This window comes from Solimonas sp. SE-A11, from assembly GCF_030345715.1.
GTDB lineage: Bacteria > Pseudomonadota > Gammaproteobacteria > Nevskiales > Nevskiaceae > Solimonas_A.
The window spans coordinates 70,683-90,560 of record NZ_JAUASX010000014.1; the positions used below are offsets into that span (position 1 = coordinate 70,683).

Consider the following 19,878-nt stretch of genomic DNA (forward strand, 5'->3'; position numbering starts at 1 on the left):
CTATTGCCCGGTATTGTCGCCGCCCTGCCCCTGCGTCTGCCAGCCGCCACCCAGCGAGCGGTACAGCTGCACCAGCGACAACTGCGCATCCAGGCGCGCCGCGTCGTGCGACAGCTCGGCGTTGAACAGGTCGCGGTCGGCGCTGATCACGTCGAAGTAGGACGAGTAGCCCTGCTTGTAACGCGCCTTGGAAATGTCCACGGCACGGCGCAAGGCATCCACCTGCTGCTGCTGTGACTGCAGTATGGCCTGCGACTTCTCGCGGCCCACCAGGCTGTCGGCCACCTCGCGGAAGGCGTTGCGCACGGTCTTCTCGTAGCCCAGCAGGGCCTCGCGCTTGCGCGCGTCCGCCAGGTCCACCTGGTAGAGGTTGCGCTCGGCATTGAGCAGCGGCTGCAGCAAGCCCACGCCCACAGACCAGTTCTCCGCGCCCGAGCTGAACAGGTTGGAAACATCGCTGCTGAGCACGCCATAGCTGCCGGTCAGCGACAGCGTCGGGAACAAGGCCGCCTTGGCGGCGCCGATGCGCGCGTTGGCGGCCACCAGCGACTGCTCCGATTGCAGCACGTCCGGGCGTCGCTCCAGCAGGCTCGATGGCAGGCCGGCCGGGGTTTGCGGCATCGGCGCCGCCGTGGCGTCGGACACGCTGCGCACGATGCCGGCCGGGTTGCCGCCCAGCAGCAGCGACAGCTGGTTTTCGGTCTGCGCCACGCTGCGCTCCAGCGCTGGCAGGTTGGCCTGGGCGGTAGCGAGCTGGGCTTCGGCCGTCGAGACATCCAGGCCACTGACCATGCCGCGCTCGTACTGCGCACGCGTCAGCTTCAGGAAGTCCTCGCGCGTGATGATCGTGCGGCGGGTGATATCGAGACGGCGGTCGTAGGACTGCAGGCTGAAGTAGGCCGTGGCGATGTCCGCCACCAGGCTGTTGGCGACCCCGCGCTGGGCATACTCACTGGCCAGCAGGTCGGCGCGCGCCGCCTGGTTGAGACGCCGCAAGCGACCCCACAGATCCAGCTCCCAAGACAGGGCGACACCGGCGGAGGCCTGCTCGCCGAGGCGGTCGGCGCCCGGCGATACCGAAGACTCCGACAGCTTGCGCCGAGCGGCCGAACCGCTGGCGTCGATCTGCGGGAGCTGCTGCAGGCGGCTGACGCCGGCGACGGCCCTTGCCTGCTCGACACGGGCGGCGGCCATGCGCAGGTCGAGGTTGCGATCCAGGGCCTGGCGCAGCAATGCGCTCAAGGCCGGGTCCTGGTAGACCTCCCACCAGCCGAGGTCGCCATAGGATGCCTGCGTGGCGGCGGCGTCACCGCGGATGCGATCCGGCGTCTCGATGCCGGGGCGCTGGTAGTCGGGACCCAGGGCACAGGCGCTGAGCAGCGCCGCGGCGACCAGGGCATTCAGGCGGAACACGGTCTTCTTCATGCCGTCTCTCCATGAGCGTCAGCGTGACGTGCCGCCGGCGGACGAGGCTTGCCGAAACGCTCGGCCAGGCCCTGCAGCAGCACGTAGAACACCGGCACCAGGAAGATGCCGATCAGCGTCGCCGCCAGCATGCCGAACACCACCACGGTGCCCAGCACCATGCGCGCGCCGGCACCGGCGCCGGTGGCGATCACCAGCGGGATCGCGCCGAGGATGAAGGCAAACGAGGTCATCAGGATTGGCCGCAGGCGCAGGCGCGCGCCTTCGACGGCGGCCTCCACCAGCTCCATCCCGCGCTCATGCGCCAGCTTGGCGAACTCCACGATCAGGATCGCGTTCTTGGCCGCCAGACCGATCAGCATCACCAGGCCGATCTGCGCGTAGATGTCGTTGGCCATCCCGCGCCAGGCCAGCGCCGCGAAGGCACCGAACACAGCGAAGGGAATGCCGAGCAGCACGGCGAAGGGCACGATCCAGCTTTCGTACTGCGCCGCCAGCACCAGGAACACGAAGATCATCGCCGCGGCGAAGATGTACGGTGCCTGTCCGCTGGATTTCTTCTCCTGGTAGGTGGCGCCGGTCCACTCGTAGGCATAGCCCTCGGGCAGGTCGGCAGCGAGGGTTTCCATCGCCTTGATGCCGTCTCCGGAGCTGTAGCCCGCCGCCGCGGAACCCTGCACGGTCACGGCACGAAACACGTTGAAGCGCTCGATGTAGTCCGGCCCCGACTTGCTGCGGATCTGCACCACGGTCGACAGCGGCACCATCGCGTTCTGGTCGGTGCGCACGTAAAGGTGGTTCACCGCATCCGGCGTGGCACGCGCCAGGCCTTCCGCCTGCGCGGTCACGCGGTAGGTGCGGCCGAACAGGTTGAAGTCGTTGATGTAGCTGCCACCCAGGAAGGTCTGCAGCGAGCCGAAGATGTCGGACAAGGGCACGCCCAGGGTCTTGGCCTGCTCGCGGTCGACCACGTACTCCACCTGCGGCGTGGTCGGATTGAAGTTGGTGAACACGCGCTCCAGGCCTGGCGTCTGGTTGGCACGTTCGATGAAGTCGTTCAGCACTCCGACGAAGCGATCCATGCTGCCGCCGCTGCGGTCCTCCAGCACGAACTCGAAACCGCCGGCCTGGCCGATGCCGGGAATCGAGGGCGGGTTCAGCACGCGGAAGGTGGCCTCGCGGATCGACGCCGTCTCCTTCATCAGCTGCCCGAGGATTTCCTTGGCGCTTTCCCCTTTGCCACGCTCGTGCCAGGGCTTCAATGCCAGGAACACGGTGGCGGAAGACGACTGCGTGATGCCGGCCTGCAGGTTGAAGCCGCTGATCGCCACGGTGTTCTGGATCGCCGGGATCTTCGCGGTGATCGCACGGTACTTCTTGATCACCTCGTCGGTACGCTGCAGCGAGGCCGCCGGCGGCAGCGAGATGGCGGTGATCAGGTAGCCCTGGTCCTCGTCCGGCAGGAAGCCGCCCGGCCGCTTGGCGATCAGGAAAGCCGCCGCCACCATCACGACGCCGAACACCAGCAGACTCACCGCGCCGCGACGGATCGCCGCGCGCACAGTGGCGGTGTAGCGCTGCGTAAGCCGCTCGAAGCCGCGATTGAAGGCGCTGAAGAAGCGCCCGATCGGCCCGTGCCAGTGCGACTCGGCACTGGGCTTGAGCAGCAGTGCGCACAAGGCAGGCGTGAAGGTCAGCGCCACCAGTGCCGAGATCAGCACCGACACCGACAGGGTCAACGCGAACTGGCGGTAGAACTGGCCGGTGAGGCCGGCCAGGAACGACACGGGCACGAACACCGCGCTCAACACCAGGGCGATGGCGATCACCGGTCCCGACACCTCGTGCATGGCCTGGCTGGTAGCCTCCCGGGCCGACAGGCCATGCGAGTCCATCTTCTCCACCACGGCCTCCACCACGACAATGGCGTCGTCCACCACCAGGCCGATCGCCAGCACCAGGGCCAGCAAGGTCAAGGTATTGATCGAGAAGCCCAGCGCCACGAAGGCACTGAAGGCGCCGATGATCGACACCGGTACCGCCAGCATCGGGATCAGCGTGGCGCGCCAGCTCTCCAGGAACAGGAACACCACCGCCAGCACCAGGATGGCCGCAACCACCAGCGTGTGTTCCACCTCGTACACCGACTCCGACACGAACAGCGTGGTGTCGAAGGGGATCGAGTATTCGATGCCCTGCGGGAAGCTGTGCGACAGCTCGTCCATGGTCTTGCGTACGCCCTTGGCGACGTCGAGCGCGTTGGCGTCCGGCAACTGGTAGATGCCGATGTTCGCGACCGGCTCACCGTTGAGGCGGCTGGAACGCGTGTAGTCGGTGGCGGCAAGCTCGACGCGGGCGATGTCCTTGAGCTGCACGATGGAACCGTCGTTGCGCGCGCGCACCACCACGTTCTCGTAGTCCGCCGCATCGGTCAGGCGGCCGCGCACGCTCACCGCGTACTGCTTCTCCTGCCCTGGCGGCGCGGGCTCCGCGCCCACCGTGCCCGCGGGCGCCACTACGTTCTGCTCGTTGAGCACCTTATTGACGTCCTGCGTGGTCACACCCAGGCGCGCCATTTTCTCCGGATCGAGCCAGATGCGCATGCCGTAGTCGCGGCCGCCCAGCACCACCACCTGGCCAACGCCGGGGATACGCGCCAGCGCGTCGTAGACGTTGAGCGTGGCGTAGTTGCTGAGGAACAGGTAGTCGTACTTCGGGTCGGTGGCCCGCACGGCCACCAGCAGCAGGATCTGCGGCTGGCGCTTGGTGACGGTGACGCCCTGCCGCACCACTTCCTGCGGCAACTGGCGCTGCGCGATGGCCACGCGGTTCTGCACCTCCACCGCGGCGAGGTCCTGGTTGGTGCCGATGTCGAAGGTGACGTTGAGGCTGTAGGACCCATCATTGCCGGCCTTGGAGCTCATGTAGAGCATGTTCGGCACACCGTTGACCTGCTGCTCGATCGGCGCGGCGATGGACTGCTCCACCGTGGCCGCATCTGCACCGGGGAAGCTGGTGCTGACGACGATGGACGGCGGCGTGATCTGCGGATAGCGCGCGATCGGCAGCTGCGTCAGGGCGATGGCACCGGCGATCGTGATGATGATCGACAGCACCGTCGCGAAGATCGGACGGTTGATGAAGAACTCGCTCACGGCTGGGCTCCAGCCTTGGGCGGCTCGGCCGGCAGCTTGGCGGGCTCGGCCGTCTCGGCCGGCGGCGCCTCCAGGGGCTGCGGCGCCAGCGGCATGCCGGGCTTGAGCTTCTGCGTGCCATCCACGGCGATGGTCTCGCCCGGCTTGAGGCCGTCGGTCACGATCCAGTCGCTGCCGATGCGCGCACCCATGGTGACGTCACGCTTCTCGGCCTTGTTGTCCGCCCCCACGATCCACAGCGAGGTGCGACCCTGCAGCTCCTGCACCGCGCGCTGTGGCACCAGCAGGGCGCTCGGCAACTGGTCCGCCACCACCACGACGCGCGCGAACATGCCGGCCAGTAGCGTGCGGCTGGGATTCTCCACCTCCAGGCGGATCGGCAGGGTGCCGGTGGTTTCGTCCACCGCCGCATCGATCAGGTTGAGCTTGGCCTTCTGCGGATACTTGGAGCCGTCCGCCAGGATGATCTTGAACACGCCGTCGGTGCGCACCGGATCGCCGGCGTGCAGGTCCAGGCGGCGCTGCAGCTCAATCATGCGGCGCTCGCTGATGCTGAAGTTCACGTACATTGGATCGGGCGCGTAGACCGTGGTCAGCAGCGAGGTGCTGGCGCTGATCAGGCCGCCGACACGGATCTGCGTGCGCCCAAGGATGCCGTCGATCGGCGAGGTGATGCGCGTGTAGTCCAGGTTGAGGTCGGCGGTCTTCACCGCCGCGCGGGCCGCTTCCACGCCAGCGCGGTTGGCGCTGTTGCGTGCCACCACCGAGTCCAGCTCCTGCTGGCTCACGGCGTCGATCTCGGCCAGCGGCTTGACGCGCGCCAGGTCGCGGTCGGACTGCTGCAGCCCGGCCTCCGCCTCCGCCAGCGCCGCCTTGGCCTGCGCCAGCGCCGCCTCGAAGGGCTGCGGATCGATCTGGAACAGCACCTGGCCGCGCTTCACCAGTTGGCCTTCCACCGCCAGCTGCTTCTCCAGCAGGCCGCCGACGCGGGAGCGGATCTCCACCGTGTTGGAGGCTTCCACCTTGGCGACGTACTCCGAGGTGATGGTGGCCGGCTTGGGCTGCACCTTCAACACCCCTACCGCAGCCGGCTTGGGCCCCGCATTCTCCGGCTTGCCCGAGCAGGCAGACAGTGCAGCCAGCAGCAGCACGGGAATGAGGGAACGGCTCAATGCAGACTTGTTCATGTTGTACTCCCTGCACGGTCATCGCACCGGAAGCCATCCGGCGGCTTACGATATAGCGGCTGCAATGATTTGCGTGATGAATATTAAAGTAGCATGCTAATGATTAGTGTACAATAATAAAGATGCGGCATGGCTGGAGGATGAAATGAAACCGGAAGAGAGGATGTCCCCGCTGGTACGCGACGTATTCTGGACCGTGCGAGGCCTGCTGGATTCGCGCCTGGAACCGATCGGGCTGTCCCAGGCCCGCTGGCAGCCGATCTTGGCCCTGCACCGTGCCCAGAAGCCGCTGACGCAGTCTGCCCTGGCCGCGGAGTTGGGAATCGAGTCCCCCACCCTGGTGCGCATGTTGGACCGCCTCAGCGCCGACGGCTGGCTGCAGCGCAAGGCCTGCCCCAACGACCGGCGCGCCTACCACGTGGTCCTCACCGACCGCGCCAAGGAGGCCTGCGCCGACATCGAGACGCAGGTGGCCATCCTCCGCCGCGAGTTGTACGGCGCCATCGATCCCCAGGACATGGAGATCTGCGTCCGCGTCCTGGAGCAGATCAAGGAACGCGCCAGCAGCCTGCAGCCGCGCGCCAATTCCCCCGGCTGACACGCGGGCGCAACAGCGCCGACGCAAAATGTCGGTCGGAGTGTGACGCAGCCGTCACTCACGGCACGATTCGTGCTCCATATCCCGGTAGCCGGGCGGCTGATCCATCACAGTGCAGCCCGAAACGATCTCCTCCAGAGAGGCGCCTGCCTCTCTCGCACCTTGCTCCCGCGCTCGCAAGACCGCGGGAGTTTTTTTGCCTGGAGCCCGGAGCGCGCACCGTCAGGGAGCAGGATCCTTCTGGCGCGTGGACTTCACCCCGGTCAGCAGGCCGATGCCCAGCATCACGATGCTACCCACCACGATCCACTCCTGGGGCACATGCAGCAGCACCGCGCCATAGGCCAGACCGCCGATCAGGATCAGGAAGCCGACGATATAGATGGCGAAAGACATGTTCCCTCCTTGGAACATCTATCACGCCGGCGACGCCGGCCCAAGCCTGTGACTGCGGGCCGGCTGCAGGGTTCCAAGGAGCAGAAACGACAAAGCCCGGCAGAGCCGGGCTTCGGTTTAATGCGGCGTCCCCAAGGGGATTGTTTGGTCCATCCATGGACCAAACCCCTCGCTACCGCGAGGGGCTACGCTCCAACTCCGCATCCTGCGGGTTGGTGTCGGGGCCATCCGTGGCCCCGACCCTCGCTAACGCTCGGGCTACGCTCCGATCTGCTCCCGGCAGATCGGTCGAACCCCTCCGGGGTTCTCCTCCCCACAAACGACAAAGCCCAGCAGAGCTGGGCTTTGGTGAAACTTGGCGTCCCCACGGGGATTCGAACCCCGGTAATCACCGTGAAAGGGTGGTGTCCTAGGCCTCTAGACGATGGGGACGAGGCAGAAAACTTGAATGTCTTGAGGACATTTTTCGCTTCGCTAAGAAACCACGAAACGATTTAAATTTGGTGGAGCTAGTCGGGATCGAACCGACGACCTCTTGCATGCCATGCAAGCGCTCTCCCAGCTGAGCTATAGCCCCGAACAGACCGCAAAACTGCGTTCGGTGAGGCGCGCATTATACAGAGCAGATTCGATTTGGGAAGGCCTTTTTGCATCTTTTTGAAACAAGCCTGCAGCAAGGCTGCACAAAAAGAAAAAGGCCCCGTTTCCGGGGCCTTCCTCACTACATCCGGCAACGGTCAAGCCGCCGAATTCTTGGCTTCGCTGTTCTCGTAGACGATGAAGGGCTTGGCCTCGCCACGCACCACGGCGTCATCGACCACCACTTTGCTGACGTTGGTCATCGACGGCAGGTCGTACATCACGTCGAGCAGGATGTTCTCCATGATCGTACGCAGGCCACGGGCACCGGTCTTGCGCTCCTTGGCGCGCCGCGAGATGGCCCGCAGGGCATCCTCGCGGAACTCCAGATTCACGCCTTCCATCTGGAACAGCTTGGCGTACTGCTTGACCAGGGCGTTCTTCGGCTCCTTGAGGATCGACATCAGGGCCTTCTCGTCCAACTCCTCGAGCACCGCCAGCACCGGCAGACGGCCGACGAACTCGGGGATCAGGCCAAAGCGGACCAGATCGTCCGGCTCCACCTTGGAGTAGAGCTCGTTGATGGCCTTGGAGTCGTCCTGGCTCTTGACCTCGGCCTGGAAGCCGATGCCCGCCTTGACGGTACGGTTCTGGATCACCTTGTCCAGGCCGGCGAACGCGCCGCCGCAGATGAACAGGATGCTGGCCGTGTTGACCTGCAGGAACTCCTGCTGCGGGTGCTTGCGGCCACCCTGCGGCGGCACGCTGGCGATGGTGCCTTCCACCAGCTTGAGCAGGGCCTGCTGCACGCCCTCGCCCGAGACATCACGGGTGATGGACGGGTTCTCGGACTTGCGCGAGATCTTGTCGATCTCGTCGATGTAGACGATGCCGCGCTGGGCCTTCTCCACATCGTAGTCGCACTTCTGCAACAGGCGCGCAATGATGTTTTCCACGTCCTCGCCGACATAGCCGGCTTCGGTCAGCGTGGTGGCGTCGGCGATGGCGAAGGGCACGTCCAGCAGGCGCGCCAGGGTTTCGGCCAGCAGGGTCTTGCCCGAGCCGGTGGGACCGATCAGCAGGATGTTGGACTTGGCGATTTCCACGCCGTCCTGCGAGCCCTTCACCGACAGGCGCTTGTAGTGGTTGTAGACGGCGACCGACAGGATCTTCTTGGCCGTTTCCTGGCCGATCACGTACTCGTCCAGCACCGCGCGGATTTCCTGCGGCTTGGGCAAACCCTTAGTACTGGGCTTGGCGTGGACTTCCTCACGGATGATGTCGTTGCACAAGTCGACGCATTCGTCGCAGATGTACACCGAAGGGCCGGCAATCAGCTTACGGACCTCGTGCTCGCTCTTGCCGCAGAAAGAGCAATAAAGGACCCGCCCGTTGTGTGCGCCGCTCCGTGTTTCGTTCGTCATCTCACTTCCTATCCCGGGCCGTGACGGTCCGGTGACATCTGTATAACACAGTGCCTTTTACCTGCAAAACCCGTAACCCGCGCTGAACCGCTTAGCGGCCGATTTCAGCCCGCTGGGTGAAGATCTGGTCGATGATGCCGTAGTCCTTGGCCTGCTCGGCGTTCAGGAAGTAATCGCGCTCGACGTCGCGCGAGATCTTCTCAAGGGGCTGGCCGGTGTGCTCGGCCATCAGCTTGTTCAGCTTCTCGCGCAGGTACAGGATCTCGCGGGCCTGGATCTCGATATCCGTGGCCTGGCCCTGGGCGCCGCCCGAGGGCTGGTGGATCATCACCCGTGCATTCGGCAATGCAAAACGCTTGCCCTTGGCACCGGCCGACAGCAGGAAGGCGCCCATGCTGGCCGCCTGGCCGATGCACATGGTGGCCACGTCCGGCTTGATGAAGCGCATGGTGTCGTAGATCGACAGGCCGGCGGTAACCACGCCGCCCGGCGAGTTGATGTACAGGTGGATATCCTTGTCCGGGTTTTCCGATTCCAGGAACAGCAGCTGGGCCACGATCAGGTTGGCCATGTGGTCGTCGATGGGGCCGACGACGAACACGATGCGCTCTTTGAGCAGGCGCGAATAGATATCGAAAGCACGCTCGCCGCGGGCGGTCTGTTCCACCACCATCGGGACAAGCTGGGCGCGGGTCTGGGTATCCATCGAACCTTCCTGATCGTTCTGATTATTCAAAAGAGCCGCCGGGGCTCTGAGCCCCGGCGGCCTGGATGCTTCAACAACTTACGCTTGGGCCGGACGCTGGGGATTCAAGAGCTCGTCGAGCGAGAGGCTCTTGTCCGTGGGGCTGACGCCAGCGATCAGGCTGTCCACCACCTGGTCCTCGAGCACCATGGCGCGCAGGCCCTGCAGCATTTCCGGACGGCTGCGGTAGTAGGCCTTGACCTGCTCCGGCTGCTCGTAGTCGGCCGCCATCTCTTCCAGGGCCTGGTCGACGCGGCTGGTGTCCAGCTGCACCTTCTGGGTCTTGATCACCTCGCCGATCAGCAGGCCGAGCGCCACGCGCTTCTGCGCCTGCTGCTCGAACAGCGCGTCCGGCAGCAACTCGGCGTGCTTGTCCTTCGGCACATTGGCCATGTTCATGCGCGACACGGCTTCCTCGCGCAGGCGCGGGATTTCCTGGGCAATGAGGGCCTGCGGGATGTCTACCGGGTTGGCGACCAGCAACTGCTCCAGGACCTGGCCCTTGAGCTGGTTGCGCACGCCCTTGTCACGCTCCTTCTCCAGCGCCGTGCGGCACTTGGCGCGCAGGCCGGCTTCGCCGGCGCCGTCTTCCACCGAGTGCAGCTTGAGGAAGTTCTCGTCGATCGCCGGCAGCACCGACTCCTTCACTTCCTTCAGCGTCACCGCGAACTGAGCGGTCTTGCCCTTGAGGTTCTCGGCGCGGTAGTCCTCCGGGAAGGCCACGTCCACCGAGAACTGCTCGCCGGCAGCGTGACCGATGAGGCCATTCTCCAGGTCCGGCAGGAACTGCGAGGAGCCGATCTCGATCGTCACATCCTTGCCCTCGCCGCCCTGGAAGGCTTCGCCTTCGAGCGTGCCGAGGAAATCCATGGTGGCGACGTCGCCCTTGGCGGCCGGGCCAGTCTTCACTTCCAGCGTGCGGCGCGCCTTGCGCAGGTTCTCCACCAGGCGATCCACGTCGGCCTCGCGCACGTCCACCACCGGGCGCTCGATCTTCAGCTGCGACAGCGGGTTGAGGGTGATCTCCGGGTATACCTCGAAGTGCGCCACGTACTCCAGCGCCTCACCGGCCTTCTCGGCGGTGATGTCGATCTTCGGCGAGCCGGCCGGGTTCACGCCGGCCTGGCTAAGCGCCTCCGGATAGGTCTGATTGACGATGTCGGAGATCGCATCGAGGCGCGCGGACTCGCCGTACTGCTGCTGGATGACCTTGAACGGCGCCTTGCCCGGACGGAAGCCCGGCAGCTTGGCGCGGCTGGCGAAGCGCTTCAGGCGTTCGTCGACAGCCTTCGAGACGCGCTCAGCGGGAACGACCACACGCATTTCACGACGCAGACCGCTCGATGCCTCAACTTTAACTTCCATGAATATCGCTCTGATTGGAAATGATGTTTTTTTGATTGATTGGTGCGAAAGGCGAGACTCGAACTCGCACGCCTTACAGCGACAAGACCTAAACCTGTTGCGTCTACCAATTCCGCCACTCTCGCCCAAGCCCATAAGTATAGCAGTGGCCTGGGATTTTCCAGCGCCGGATGTGCGGCCAACCCGGTACCGCGGGATCCAGCGCTGCCATTGCCAGGACATTCCCAAAGGCATCGGCACCAATGGCATTCTCGGGGCTTGACACAGTAATGCGAATCATTATCATTTAAATCACCGCTGACCCACGCCACGAGGTTTTCGCCATGCAGAGCTTGAACACGCTGAGCCTTCCCCTTCCCCGCCGCGCCCAGACCACCACGATCGTCCGCAACGTCGTGCCGCGCCTGAAGAGCGAAGATCTGTTCCGCGGCACGCACGAACTGGTCATCGAGCACCAGGGCCAGGAATACCGCCTGCGCCTGACGCGCAACGACAAGCTGATCCTCAACAAATAACGACCCCGCAGCGGGCCCGGGCCAAGGAAGCCCCGTCGCCCGCATCACCTCTCGCCCTCACAGCGTCCACGCCCGCCTACCCCTCTCCCGGAGCAAGCGTGGTGCTGTGAGTGGCGAACCTTTTTCTCCACCTTTCGACGATGGACGCAGAAACGAGGTTCGCCATCAATGGCATGGCCCTGCCCACCTAAATCAGGTTCGGGCCAGGTACGGGCAATCTCGAGCCAGGCAAGCCGGAGCTTCCCGATATCGGCAATCCGATATCCTTTGCGGATGCTCAAGCTGCCACCGCCGTGAATCGGCCATCTCCCTTCCCCTTGCTGCTGGCCCTGGGCCTGGGCTTGCTGGTCGCTGCCTGGCTGGCGCTGTCCAGCGGCCCCCTGCCGCTGCCGGCGCCCAGGATCCTGGCCGCGCTGGGCCTGCCGCTGGATACCGGCCTGCAGGACTACGAGTCGGCCACGGTACTGCAGCTGCGCCTGCCGCGACTGGTACTGGCCCTGCTGGTCGGCAGTACCTTGGCCTGCGCCGGCGCCACCATGCAGGGTCTCTTCCGCAATCCGCTGGCCGAGCCCGGGCTGGCCGGCATCTCCGGCGGCGCGGCCCTGGGCGCGGTGGGGGTCATCGTGCTGGGCGCGAGCCTGCCGATGCTGGCGACGGAGCGCGCGAACCTGGCGGTGCTGCCGCTGGCGGCCTTCCTCGGTGGCAGCCTGGCGGCGTTGCTGGTGTCGGGGCTGGCGCGCGTGGATGGCCACACCCGCATCGGCACGTTGCTGCTCGCCGGCCTGGCGGTCAACGCCGTGACCGGCGCCGGCATCGGCTTCCTGGCACAGCTGGCGGACGACCTGGCGCTGCGCACGGCCATGTTCTGGATGTTCGGCTCCCTGGGCAAAGCCGGCTGGAGCGAGATCGCCATCGCCGCGCCGCTGCTGATCGGCTCCGTGGCGCTGATGATCCGCGACGCCCGTTCACTCGACGCCCTGCTGCTCGGCGAGGCCGAGGCCGGACACCTGGGGGTGGATGTGGAGGCCTTGAAGCGCCGCCTGCTGCTGCTGGTGGTGCTGTCGGTCTCGGTGGCGGTCGCGGTCAGCGGCATCATCGGCTTCATCGGCCTGGTCACGCCGCACCTGATCCGCATCTGGGCCGGGCCGGGTCACCGCTTCCTGCTGCCGGCCTCGGCACTGCTGGGCGCCTTGCTGCTGACGCTGGCCGACGTGCTCGCGCGCGTACTGCTGGCGCCGGCGGAACTGGCCATCGGCGTGCTCACCACGCTGATCGGCGGCCCGTTCTTCCTGGTCCTGCTGCTGGGCCTGCGGCGCCGGGCGGAGCTGCTGTGAGCCTGCGCGCGCAGGATGCGGGCTACGACAGCGGCGGCCAGCCGCTGCTGCGCCAAGCCTCGATCCAGGTCGAACCCGGCGAGGTCCACGCCATCCTCGGCCCCAACGGCGCCGGCAAATCCACGCTGCTGAAGCTGCTGTCCGGAGAGCTGCGCGGCACTCGCGGCGAAATCAGCCTGGACGGGCGCCCGCTGCAGCAGTGGACGCCTGCGGCACTGGCGCGACGGCGCGCGGTGTTGCCGCAGGACGAACAACTCGGCTTCGGCTTCCTGGTGGAAGAGGTAGTGGCGCTGGGCCGCCTGCCCTGCCCGCGGCACGCAGCGGCGCGCGAGGACCAGCTGCTGCGTGAAGCACTGGCAGCCGCGGGAGTCGCCACGCTCTGGGGTCGCCGCTATACCGCGCTCTCCGGTGGCGAGCGCCGACGCGTGCAACTGGCGCGCGTGCTGGCGCAGGTCTGGGAGCCGTTGAGCGAAGGCCCGCGCTACCTGCTGCTGGACGAACCCACGGCGAGCCTGGACCTGGCGCACCAGCACGCCAGCCTGGGCGCCGCGCGCCAGTTCGCGCTGCAGGGCAACGGCGTCGCCGTGGTGTTGCACGATCCCAACCTGGCGCTGGCACACGCGGACCGGGTAACGCTGATCCGCGAGGGCCAGGTCGCGGGCAGCGGCAAGCCCACCGAAGTCCTGCAGCCGGAGGCTCTGCGCAGCGTCTTCGGTATCGACGCCGTGCTGATGCAGCCGCCCGGCTGGACGCATCCTGTCATCGCCACGCGCTCGGCTCACCTGCAATTTCCTGCATAAGTAAATTACACGATATTCCTTTGAAGCCTTAAGCACGCCACCTAAGCTCCGCGCCTCTCAGCAGGGCGGGGAAAGACGGTGCGCGTGCTCAAGGCGGTCCCATTCCTGTCGGCAATTCCCCTGGCTCTCTTGCTCGCGGGCTGCGGTTCATCGAGCACCCCGGACGCAGCCGCCGGGCGGCCGGATATCGTGGTGATCCTGGCGGACGATCTCGGCTACTCCGACATCGGTGCCTTCGGCAGCGAGATCCGCACGCCGCAGCTCGATGCCCTGGCGCAGGACGGCCAGGTGCTGGGCAACTTCCATGTCACCCAGCTCTGCTCCACCACGCGCGCCAACCTGCTGACCGGGGCTGATCATCACCTGGTCGGCGTCGGCAGCCTGGTGGACCTGCAACTGCTCTACCAGAACGACAAGCCGGGCTACGAAGGCGGCTTCAACAGCAAGGCCCGCACCTTTGCGCAACTGCTGCGCGACGCCGGCTATCACACCTACATGGCCGGCAAGTGGCACCTGGGCACGCAGGGTCCCGAGCAGTGGGGTTTCGAGCGCTCCTTCGCGCTCGATGGAATGCTGGGCTACGCCAACAACTTCGGCCCTGTCGCCGGCAAGGAGAATTCCGCCGACCCGGTGTTCTACGAGAACGGCCAGCCCGCGACGCTGCCACCGGGCAAATTCAGCGCCGACCACTACGTCGACAAGCTGATCGAGTACGTCGAGGCGCAGCGACGCGACGGCAAGCCCTTCCTGCTCTACCTGCCGGTGCAGACGCCGCACTGGCCGGTGCAGGCGCCGGATGAATACCTGGAGCGCTACCGCGGCGTATATGACGCCGGCTACGCCGCGATCCGCGACGCCCGCATCGCAAAACAGAAGTCCCTGGGCCTGATCCCTCAGGACTTCAAGGCCAATCCCGGCAGCCCCACGGGCACGTTGAGCTACGGCATCCCCGGGCCCCTCATTCACCGCCCCTGGGGATTGCTGACGCCGCTGGAGCGCCAGCAGGAAGCGCGCAACATGGAGGTCTTCGCTGGCATGGTCGAGAACCTCGACCACAACCTCGGCCGCCTGCTGGGCCACCTGAAGCGCGTCGGCCGCTACGACAACACCCTGGTCGTGTTCCTGTCCGACAACGGTGCCGATGGCAACGGCTACCCCACGCCTCCCAGCGGCTTCCTCGACAACTCGCTGGACAACTACGGCCGCCAGGGCTCCTTCCTGTATCACAGCGTTGGCTGGGGCGAGGTCGGCTCTGCGCCATTCCGCCTGTTCAAGGGCTTCACCGCCGAGGGCGGCATCTCCTCCCCCACGCTGGTGAAGCTGCCACGCGAGCGCAACGGCAGCCGCCAGGTCCACGCCCTGACCTCGGCACTGGACCTGGCCCCCACCATCCTGGAACTGGCCGGTATCGACGATCCCGGCACGCAGTACCAGGGGCGCGAGGTGGCACCGCTGGAAGGGCGCTCTCTATTGCCCCTGCTGCGCGGCGAGGCGACCGCCGCGCATGCCGCCAACGCGGTCTTCGCCGGCGAGGTCTACAACCATCGCTACGTGCGACGCGGCCCCTGGAAGATCACCCGCACGGACGCCCTGCCCTTCGCCGGCGGCTTGCTCGCCAACCAGGACTGGCAGCTGTTCAACGTCGAGCAGGATCGCGGCGAGACCACCGTGCTGGCACGGCGCGGCGTCAGCACCCTCGGCCCGCCGGCGCCTGCCGACGAATACAGCGATGTCTTCGACGGCCTGTTGGCCGACTGGGACACCTATGTGGCTCGCGTCGGCGTCGCGCTACCGCCGCTGCAGCGCTAGGAAAATTCACCCTGCGCCACTCCGGGGAGGCGCGACGGCGACATTCTGAAACACCATGCTGCCATCCTGTGCCTTTGGATGGAAACGGACATGCGTTGGCTCTATCTGGTTGCGACTGCTACGGCGCTGTTGCTCTCTGCCTGTTCCGGCAGCAGCGACGACACCTCGACCCCGGCACCTGGCGGCCCCAGTGGCCCGCGCCCGGGTACCTGGCTCAGCGGTGATCTGCACCTGCATTCCGACCATAGCGACGACGCCGCCGACAATCCGATAGAGAAGCTGGTGAAGGTGGCCGAGGAGCGCGGCATGGGCTTCTTCACCATCACCGACCACGACAACCACGTCGAAGGTCGCCTGACCACCTGGGATGACCCCGCCTTCCGCTCCGACAAGATGGTGTTGCTCCATGGCGTGGAGTACACCACCGCGCGTGGCCACGCCAACCTGTTCTCGGCGGCACGCTTCGACCATATGCGCTTCTATGCCCTGCGTGATCGCACCGACGCCGAAGCCGGCCGTGCCATTGCCGCAGAGGCGCGCGCGCAGGGCGTGCACCTGTCGGTGAACCATCCGGTCAACGGTGACCCCTGGGAGTTTGGCTTCGACATGCCGTTCGACAGCATGGAAATATGGAACGCGCTCTATGCCTTCCCCACCGACAATAGCGGCGCCATCCGGCTTTGGGACGAGCTGATCGCGGGCGGGCGGCGCATCACCGGCCGCGGCGGCAGCGACTGCCACCACCAGACCGGCATCGAGTCGCTGGGCCTCAACGTCGGCAATCCCACCACCTGGGTCTACTCGCAGGCACCCACCGCCGCAGGTGTGCTCGCGGCGCTGAAGGCCGGGCACGTCGCCATCGGCTATGCGCCGACCGCCGAGCGCATCCGCCTGACCGCCGACGCCGATCGCGACGGTGGCTACGAAACGCTGATGGGCGACGCGCTGCCCGCGCAAGGCCAGCCGGTAGCCTTCCGCGTAGATATCGACCGGGCCCGCCCACTGGGCATCTACAACGTGACCGTGCTGAAGAACGGCCAGCCTTTCCTGGAGCGCCGGCTGTTCGGCGAGCAGGTACTGGACTTCGAGGACACGCCGGCTGCAGGACAGCGCAGCTGGTATCGGGCAGAGGTGCGCGGCAGCACGCCGGAGGCCCCGGCCCTGGCCGTACTGGCCGGCTTCTACGGCGACTTCGTCGGCATGACCAACCCGATCTATTTCGGCTACGAGTAAGCCCCCCGAGGTTCAACCGCCGGGAGCTTTGCTGTATGATTCCGCGCCCTTGCAGTAACCCTGCCGCAAGGACGTGTTACCGGGGGTCGTTAGCTCAGCCGGTAGAGCAGCTGGCTTTTAACCAGTTGGTCGATGGTTCGAATCCATCACGACCCACCATCTTGCTGCACAATAGGTATATCGGAGTGTGGCGCAGCCTGGTAGCGCACCTGCCTTGGGCGCAGGGGGTCGCAGGTTCGAATCCTGTCGCTCCGACCAACATTGCCCGACGTGACCGCCCTGCCTCGCCGCAGGGGGTCGCAGGTTTGACGCGCCGCAGGCGCTGTACCGACGCGGCGAGGATTTGGTGCAGGATGCACCGAACAATCCTGTCGCTCCGGCCCAACAACCCTGGAAAAGCCCTCGCGAGGGGGCTTTTGCTTGCTAGCGATACGGCGTCGGGTCGGGCACCCCGGCCGCGGCGAAGCCCTCGCGGCGCAACCGGCAGGAATCGCAACGCCCGCAGGCCCGGCCGGCCTCGTCGGCCTGGTAGCAGGACACGGTCAGGCCGTAGTCCACGCCCAGGCGCAGGCCCTCGCGGATGATCTCGGCCTTGCTCAGGCGCAGCAGCGGGGCGTGAACCCGGAACGGCTTGCCCTCCACCCCGGCCTTGGTCGCCACGCCCGCCAGGCGCTCGAAGGCCTCGATGAAGGCCGGGCGGCAATCCGGATAGCCGGAATAGTCCACCGCATTGACGCCGATGAACAGGTCCTGGGCCTCCAGCACCTCGGCCCAGCCCAGGGCCATGGACAGGAACAGCGTGTTGCGCGCCGGCACGTAGGTGCTGGGGATGCCCGTGGTGGGCGTCTCGGGCACCGTCAGGCTCTTATCGGTGAGGGACGAGCCCCCGACGGCATCCAGGTTCACATGCAGGGTCTGGTGACCGGCCGCGCCCAGCGCACTCACAACGCGGTCCGCGGCCCGCAGCTCGGCGACGTGACGCTGTCCGTAGGACACCGACAGCGCGTAGCTCTCGTAACCCTGCTCGCGGGCCATCGCCAGCACGGTGGCGGAATCCAGGCCTCCGGACAGCAGCACCACGGCTCTTTTCTTCAGCATCAGCTAGCGTCCCTGCTCGTTGCCCCACAGGGCCTTGTGCAACTGGGTCTGGAAGCGTACCGGCAGGCGGTCCGCCACGATCCAGTCCGCAAGGTCGCGCGCAGCAAGCTGGCCATGCGCATGCGAGAACAGCACGCCACAACGCTCGGCCAGCCGGTGTTCGGCGAGCATGCCGCGCGCCCAGTCGTAATCGGCGCGCGAGCAGAGCACGAACTTGAGCTCGTCACGCGGGGTCAGCAGATCGATGTTGGCCAGGCGGTTTTTGGCCAGTTCGCCGGAGTCCGGGGTCTTCAGGTCCACCACCCGGATCACGCGAGGGTCCACGCCGCCGATATCCAGGGCGCCGCTGGTCTCCAGCGAGACCACGTAGCCGGCGTCGCAGAGCGACTTCAGCAACGGCAGGCAGCTTTTCTGCGCCAGCGGCTCGCCACCCGTCACGCAGACGTGGCGCGCGCCGTGGCTGGCTACCTCCGCCAGCACCTGCTCCAGCGAGCGGTACTCGCCGCCGTGGAACGAATAGGTGGTGTCGCAGTAGTGGCAGCGCAGCGGGCAGCCGGTCAGCCGCACGAACACCGTCGGCCAGCCGGCCAGAGAGGACTCTCCCTGGAGCGAGTGGAAAATCTCCGTGATCTTGAGCCGCACCGCTTCCGGTGATGACCCTGGAGCGGTGTTGCTCACAGCGGGTTGTTCCTTACTTCGGCGGATTCAACCGCTGCGCCGCGAGCTTGGCGGCGTTGGAGTTCGGATAGGTCGAGATCACGCGCTGCAGCGTTGCGCGGCCCTCGGCTTCCGACTTCAGCTCCAGCTGCGTCAGGCCCACCTTCAGCATCGCGTCCGGCACCTTGGGGGTGGCCGGGAAGCGCTGCAGGATGGTCTGGAAATTGGTCAGCGCGGCCTTGTAGTCGCGCTTGATGGTGTACATCTCGCCCATCCAGAAATAGGCGTTGGGCGCATAGGTGCCCTGCGGGTACGTCGCCACCATGTTCTTGAAACCGCGGATGGCGTTGTCGTACTTGCCGTTCTTGAATTCGTCGAAAGCCGCGAGGTACGCAGTCTCTTCTTCCACCGTGGCACCGCTGCCCGAGGAGATCACCACCGGAGCGCCGGCGGCCGGAGCCACGCTGGTGCTGGGAGCGGTGGCCGCGCCCGGAGCCGTAGCGGGCGCCGAAGGCAGCGTGGGGACCGGGGCCGGAGCCGCCGGAGCCGGAGCGGCGAAGCTGCCCTGGCTGACCGAAGCAGCGGCAACCGGAGCCGGTGCGGCGCCGGGGCTGGCAATACCCTGCTGGACCTCGAAACGCTGGATGCGACGATCCAGTTCGGCAACCGTGGCAGCGCTGCGGCGCTGCTGCTGGTCGGCATCGTAGCGCATGCGCTCCATCTCGCCGCGCAGCTGGCGGATATCGTCGCGCAGACGCTGGTTCTCCTGGTCCATGCCGGCCAGGTTCACCGCGTCGAGCCGGCGCGATAGCTCGGAGACCTTGGTCTCTGCACGCTGGAGGCGACGCTCCTCGGGGGACAGGGCATCTCCGCTTCCGCTGATGTTTCCGCCGAAGTCGGAGCTGGCACAGCCGGCCAGCAGCGCGACGGGAGCGATGAAAGAAGCAATCAGACGACGTTTGGACATGGACCTGTTCCCCCGAGGTTTTTAGGTGGCAGCCTTACTGGCGGATGATCTGGACGCGGCGGTTCTGGGCCCAGCTCGCCTCGTCGTGACCCGACACCGCCGGGCGCTCTTCGCCGTAGGACAGCAGCGACAGCTGGTTGGCGCTCACGCCCTTGGCCAGCAGCGAAGCCTCGACCGCCTTGGCGCGGCGCTCACCCAGGCCCAGGTTGTACTCCGGAGTGCCGCGCTCGTCGGCGTGGCCTTCCAGGCGCACGCGAGCGGTCGGGTTGCCCTGCAGGTAGCTGGCGTAGCGGCCGATGACCGACTCGCCTTCCGAGTTGATGACGGTGCTGTCGTACTCGAAGTAGACGATGTTGTTGCTCAGGGCGCGCTCGGCGGTCTCCTGGGCGCTGGGGCCGCCGATCTGGGCCGGGGCGCTGCTGCCGTAGGGATCGCTGCCGTACGGCGTGGTGCTCTGGCCGACCGGGTCAGCCGACGGTGCCGCCGGCTTCACGTTCTTCTTGCCGGAGCAGCCGGCAACGGCCAGGGCGGCGACGAGGGCGCCGGCGATGATGAGATTCTTGGTCATTGGGGTGACTCCTATGTTCTATG

17 protein-coding genes and 5 tRNA genes are annotated in these 19,878 nt (G+C 66.4%); 8 read left to right on the plus strand and 14 right to left on the minus strand.

Annotated features, from left to right (window positions below):
* The 3 genes from QT386_RS15975 to QT386_RS15985 are packed head-to-tail and all read right to left on the minus strand — an operon-like array spanning position 1 to position 5,767.
* Positions 1–1,425 (minus strand): efflux transporter outer membrane subunit, encoded by a 1,425-nt coding sequence (locus QT386_RS15975; RefSeq protein WP_289274738.1) that lies wholly within the window; start codon positions 1,423–1,425, stop codon positions 1–3.
* The gene (locus QT386_RS15980; RefSeq protein WP_289274739.1) at positions 1,422–4,580 is read right to left on the minus strand and encodes a multidrug efflux RND transporter permease subunit; all 3,159 of its coding nucleotides are present in this window, start codon (positions 4,578–4,580) and stop codon (positions 1,422–1,424) included. Before QT386_RS15980 ends, QT386_RS15975 begins: the two co-directional genes overlap by 4 nt.
* A complete protein-coding gene (locus tag QT386_RS15985) occupies positions 4,577–5,767 on the minus strand; it encodes an efflux RND transporter periplasmic adaptor subunit (protein WP_289274740.1) in 1,191 nt (396 codons plus the stop codon). Before QT386_RS15985 ends, QT386_RS15980 begins: the two co-directional genes overlap by 4 nt.
* Positions 5,768–5,930: 163 nt before the next feature.
* On the opposite strand from QT386_RS15985, the gene QT386_RS15990 reads away from it, so the two are divergent.
* Positions 5,931–6,365 carry a MarR family winged helix-turn-helix transcriptional regulator gene (locus tag QT386_RS15990; RefSeq protein WP_289274741.1) on the plus strand — a complete coding sequence of 145 codons (435 nt, stop codon included), beginning with the start codon at positions 5,931–5,933 and terminating at the stop codon, positions 6,363–6,365.
* A gap of 222 nt (positions 6,366–6,587) precedes the next feature.
* Here QT386_RS15990 and QT386_RS15995 read toward each other — a convergent pair whose 3' ends face one another.
* The 7 genes from QT386_RS15995 to QT386_RS16025 all read right to left on the minus strand — a co-directional run bounded on the left by QT386_RS15995 (position 6,588) and on the right by QT386_RS16025 (position 10,999).
* Positions 6,588–6,761, minus strand: a complete 174-nt coding sequence (locus QT386_RS15995; protein WP_289274742.1) for a hypothetical protein — start codon at positions 6,759–6,761, stop codon at positions 6,588–6,590.
* A 356-nt stretch (positions 6,762–7,117) separates the two neighbouring features.
* Positions 7,118–7,193: transfer RNA gene (locus QT386_RS16000), tRNA-Glu, on the minus strand.
* A 69-nt stretch (positions 7,194–7,262) separates the two neighbouring features.
* A tRNA-Ala gene (locus QT386_RS16005) sits at positions 7,263–7,338 on the minus strand.
* Positions 7,339–7,498: 160 nt separating this feature from the next.
* Positions 7,499–8,764, minus strand: a complete 1,266-nt coding sequence (gene clpX, locus QT386_RS16010; protein WP_289274743.1) for an ATP-dependent Clp protease ATP-binding subunit ClpX — start codon at positions 8,762–8,764, stop codon at positions 7,499–7,501.
* Positions 8,765–8,855: 91 nt separating this feature from the next.
* Positions 8,856–9,470 (minus strand): ATP-dependent Clp endopeptidase proteolytic subunit ClpP, encoded by a 615-nt coding sequence (gene clpP / locus QT386_RS16015; RefSeq protein ID WP_289274744.1) that lies wholly within the window; start codon positions 9,468–9,470, stop codon positions 8,856–8,858.
* Positions 9,471–9,548: 78 nt separating this feature from the next.
* Positions 9,549–10,874 carry a trigger factor gene (tig, locus tag QT386_RS16020; protein WP_289274745.1) on the minus strand — a complete coding sequence of 442 codons (1,326 nt, stop codon included), beginning with the start codon at positions 10,872–10,874 and terminating at the stop codon, positions 9,549–9,551.
* A 40-nt stretch (positions 10,875–10,914) separates the two neighbouring features.
* Positions 10,915–10,999 (minus strand) — tRNA-Leu (locus tag QT386_RS16025).
* Positions 11,000–11,197: 198 nt separating this feature from the next.
* Here QT386_RS16025 and hemP point away from each other — a divergent pair.
* The 7 genes from hemP (at position 11,198) to QT386_RS16060 (ending at position 16,823) form a co-directional block, all read left to right on the plus strand.
* Positions 11,198–11,389: a hemin uptake protein HemP gene (gene hemP, locus QT386_RS16030; RefSeq protein ID WP_289274746.1), complete on the plus strand. Its 192-nt coding sequence runs from the start codon at positions 11,198–11,200 to the stop codon at positions 11,387–11,389.
* 293 nt (positions 11,390–11,682) lie between these two features.
* Positions 11,683–12,723: an iron ABC transporter permease gene (locus tag QT386_RS16035; protein ID WP_289274747.1), complete on the plus strand. Its 1,041-nt coding sequence runs from the start codon at positions 11,683–11,685 to the stop codon at positions 12,721–12,723.
* Positions 12,720–13,523 carry a heme ABC transporter ATP-binding protein gene (locus QT386_RS16040; protein WP_289274748.1) on the plus strand — a complete coding sequence of 268 codons (804 nt, stop codon included), beginning with the start codon at positions 12,720–12,722 and terminating at the stop codon, positions 13,521–13,523. Before QT386_RS16035 ends, QT386_RS16040 begins: the two co-directional genes overlap by 4 nt.
* Positions 13,524–13,601: 78 nt before the next feature.
* On the plus strand, positions 13,602–15,332 hold the full coding sequence (locus tag QT386_RS16045) for an arylsulfatase (protein ID WP_289274749.1): 1,731 nt from the start codon (positions 13,602–13,604) through the stop codon (positions 15,330–15,332).
* Positions 15,333–15,422: 90 nt separating this feature from the next.
* Complete coding sequence (locus tag QT386_RS16050; RefSeq protein WP_289274750.1) at positions 15,423–16,565, plus strand: CehA/McbA family metallohydrolase; 1,143 nt, start codon at positions 15,423–15,425, stop codon at positions 16,563–16,565.
* Between the two features lie 83 nt (positions 16,566–16,648).
* Positions 16,649–16,724, plus strand: a tRNA-Lys gene (locus QT386_RS16055).
* 22 nt (positions 16,725–16,746) lie between these two features.
* A tRNA-Pro gene (locus QT386_RS16060) sits at positions 16,747–16,823 on the plus strand.
* A 165-nt stretch (positions 16,824–16,988) separates the two neighbouring features.
* On the opposite strand, the gene queC is transcribed toward QT386_RS16060, so the two are convergent.
* Genes queC through pal form a run of 4 tightly spaced genes read right to left on the minus strand, consistent with a single transcriptional unit; the run spans position 16,989 to position 19,855 of the window.
* Entirely contained in the window at positions 16,989–17,663 is a 675-nt protein-coding gene (gene queC, locus QT386_RS16065; protein ID WP_289274751.1) for a 7-cyano-7-deazaguanine synthase QueC, read from the minus strand.
* 3 nt (positions 17,664–17,666) lie between these two features.
* The gene (queE, locus tag QT386_RS16070; protein WP_289274752.1) at positions 17,667–18,341 is read right to left on the minus strand and encodes a 7-carboxy-7-deazaguanine synthase QueE; all 675 of its coding nucleotides are present in this window, start codon (positions 18,339–18,341) and stop codon (positions 17,667–17,669) included.
* 13 nt (positions 18,342–18,354) lie between these two features.
* Complete coding sequence (gene ybgF / locus QT386_RS16075) at positions 18,355–19,287, minus strand: tol-pal system protein YbgF (RefSeq protein WP_289274753.1); 933 nt, start codon at positions 19,285–19,287, stop codon at positions 18,355–18,357.
* Between the two features lie 34 nt (positions 19,288–19,321).
* Positions 19,322–19,855 (minus strand): peptidoglycan-associated lipoprotein Pal, encoded by a 534-nt coding sequence (gene pal, locus QT386_RS16080; protein ID WP_289274754.1) that lies wholly within the window; start codon positions 19,853–19,855, stop codon positions 19,322–19,324.
* Positions 19,856–19,878 lie beyond the last annotated feature (23 nt).

Excerpts from the sequence above, each read along its gene's own strand:
- QT386_RS15975 (WP_289274738.1), bottom strand. The coding sequence starts at position 1,425 with ATGAAGAAGACCGTGTTCCGCCTGAATGCCCTGGTCGCCGCGGCGCTG.
- QT386_RS15985 (WP_289274740.1), bottom strand. The coding sequence starts at position 5,767 with ATGAACAAGTCTGCATTGAGCCGTTCCCTCATTCCCGTGCTGCTGCTG.
- QT386_RS15990 (WP_289274741.1), top strand. The coding sequence starts at position 5,931 with ATGTCCCCGCTGGTACGCGACGTATTCTGGACCGTGCGAGGCCTGCTG.
- QT386_RS15995 (WP_289274742.1), bottom strand. The coding sequence starts at position 6,761 with ATGTCTTTCGCCATCTATATCGTCGGCTTCCTGATCCTGATCGGCGGT.
- clpX (WP_289274743.1), bottom strand. The coding sequence starts at position 8,764 with ATGACGAACGAAACACGGAGCGGCGCACACAACGGGCGGGTCCTTTAT.
- clpP (WP_289274744.1), bottom strand. The coding sequence starts at position 9,470 with ATGGATACCCAGACCCGCGCCCAGCTTGTCCCGATGGTGGTGGAACAG.
- tig (WP_289274745.1), bottom strand. The coding sequence starts at position 10,874 with ATGGAAGTTAAAGTTGAGGCATCGAGCGGTCTGCGTCGTGAAATGCGT.
- hemP (WP_289274746.1), top strand. The coding sequence starts at position 11,198 with ATGCAGAGCTTGAACACGCTGAGCCTTCCCCTTCCCCGCCGCGCCCAG.
- QT386_RS16050 (WP_289274750.1), top strand. The coding sequence starts at position 15,423 with ATGCGTTGGCTCTATCTGGTTGCGACTGCTACGGCGCTGTTGCTCTCT.
- queC (WP_289274751.1), bottom strand. The coding sequence starts at position 17,663 with ATGCTGAAGAAAAGAGCCGTGGTGCTGCTGTCCGGAGGCCTGGATTCC.
- ybgF (WP_289274753.1), bottom strand. The coding sequence starts at position 19,287 with ATGTCCAAACGTCGTCTGATTGCTTCTTTCATCGCTCCCGTCGCGCTG.
- pal (WP_289274754.1), bottom strand. The coding sequence starts at position 19,855 with ATGACCAAGAATCTCATCATCGCCGGCGCCCTCGTCGCCGCCCTGGCC.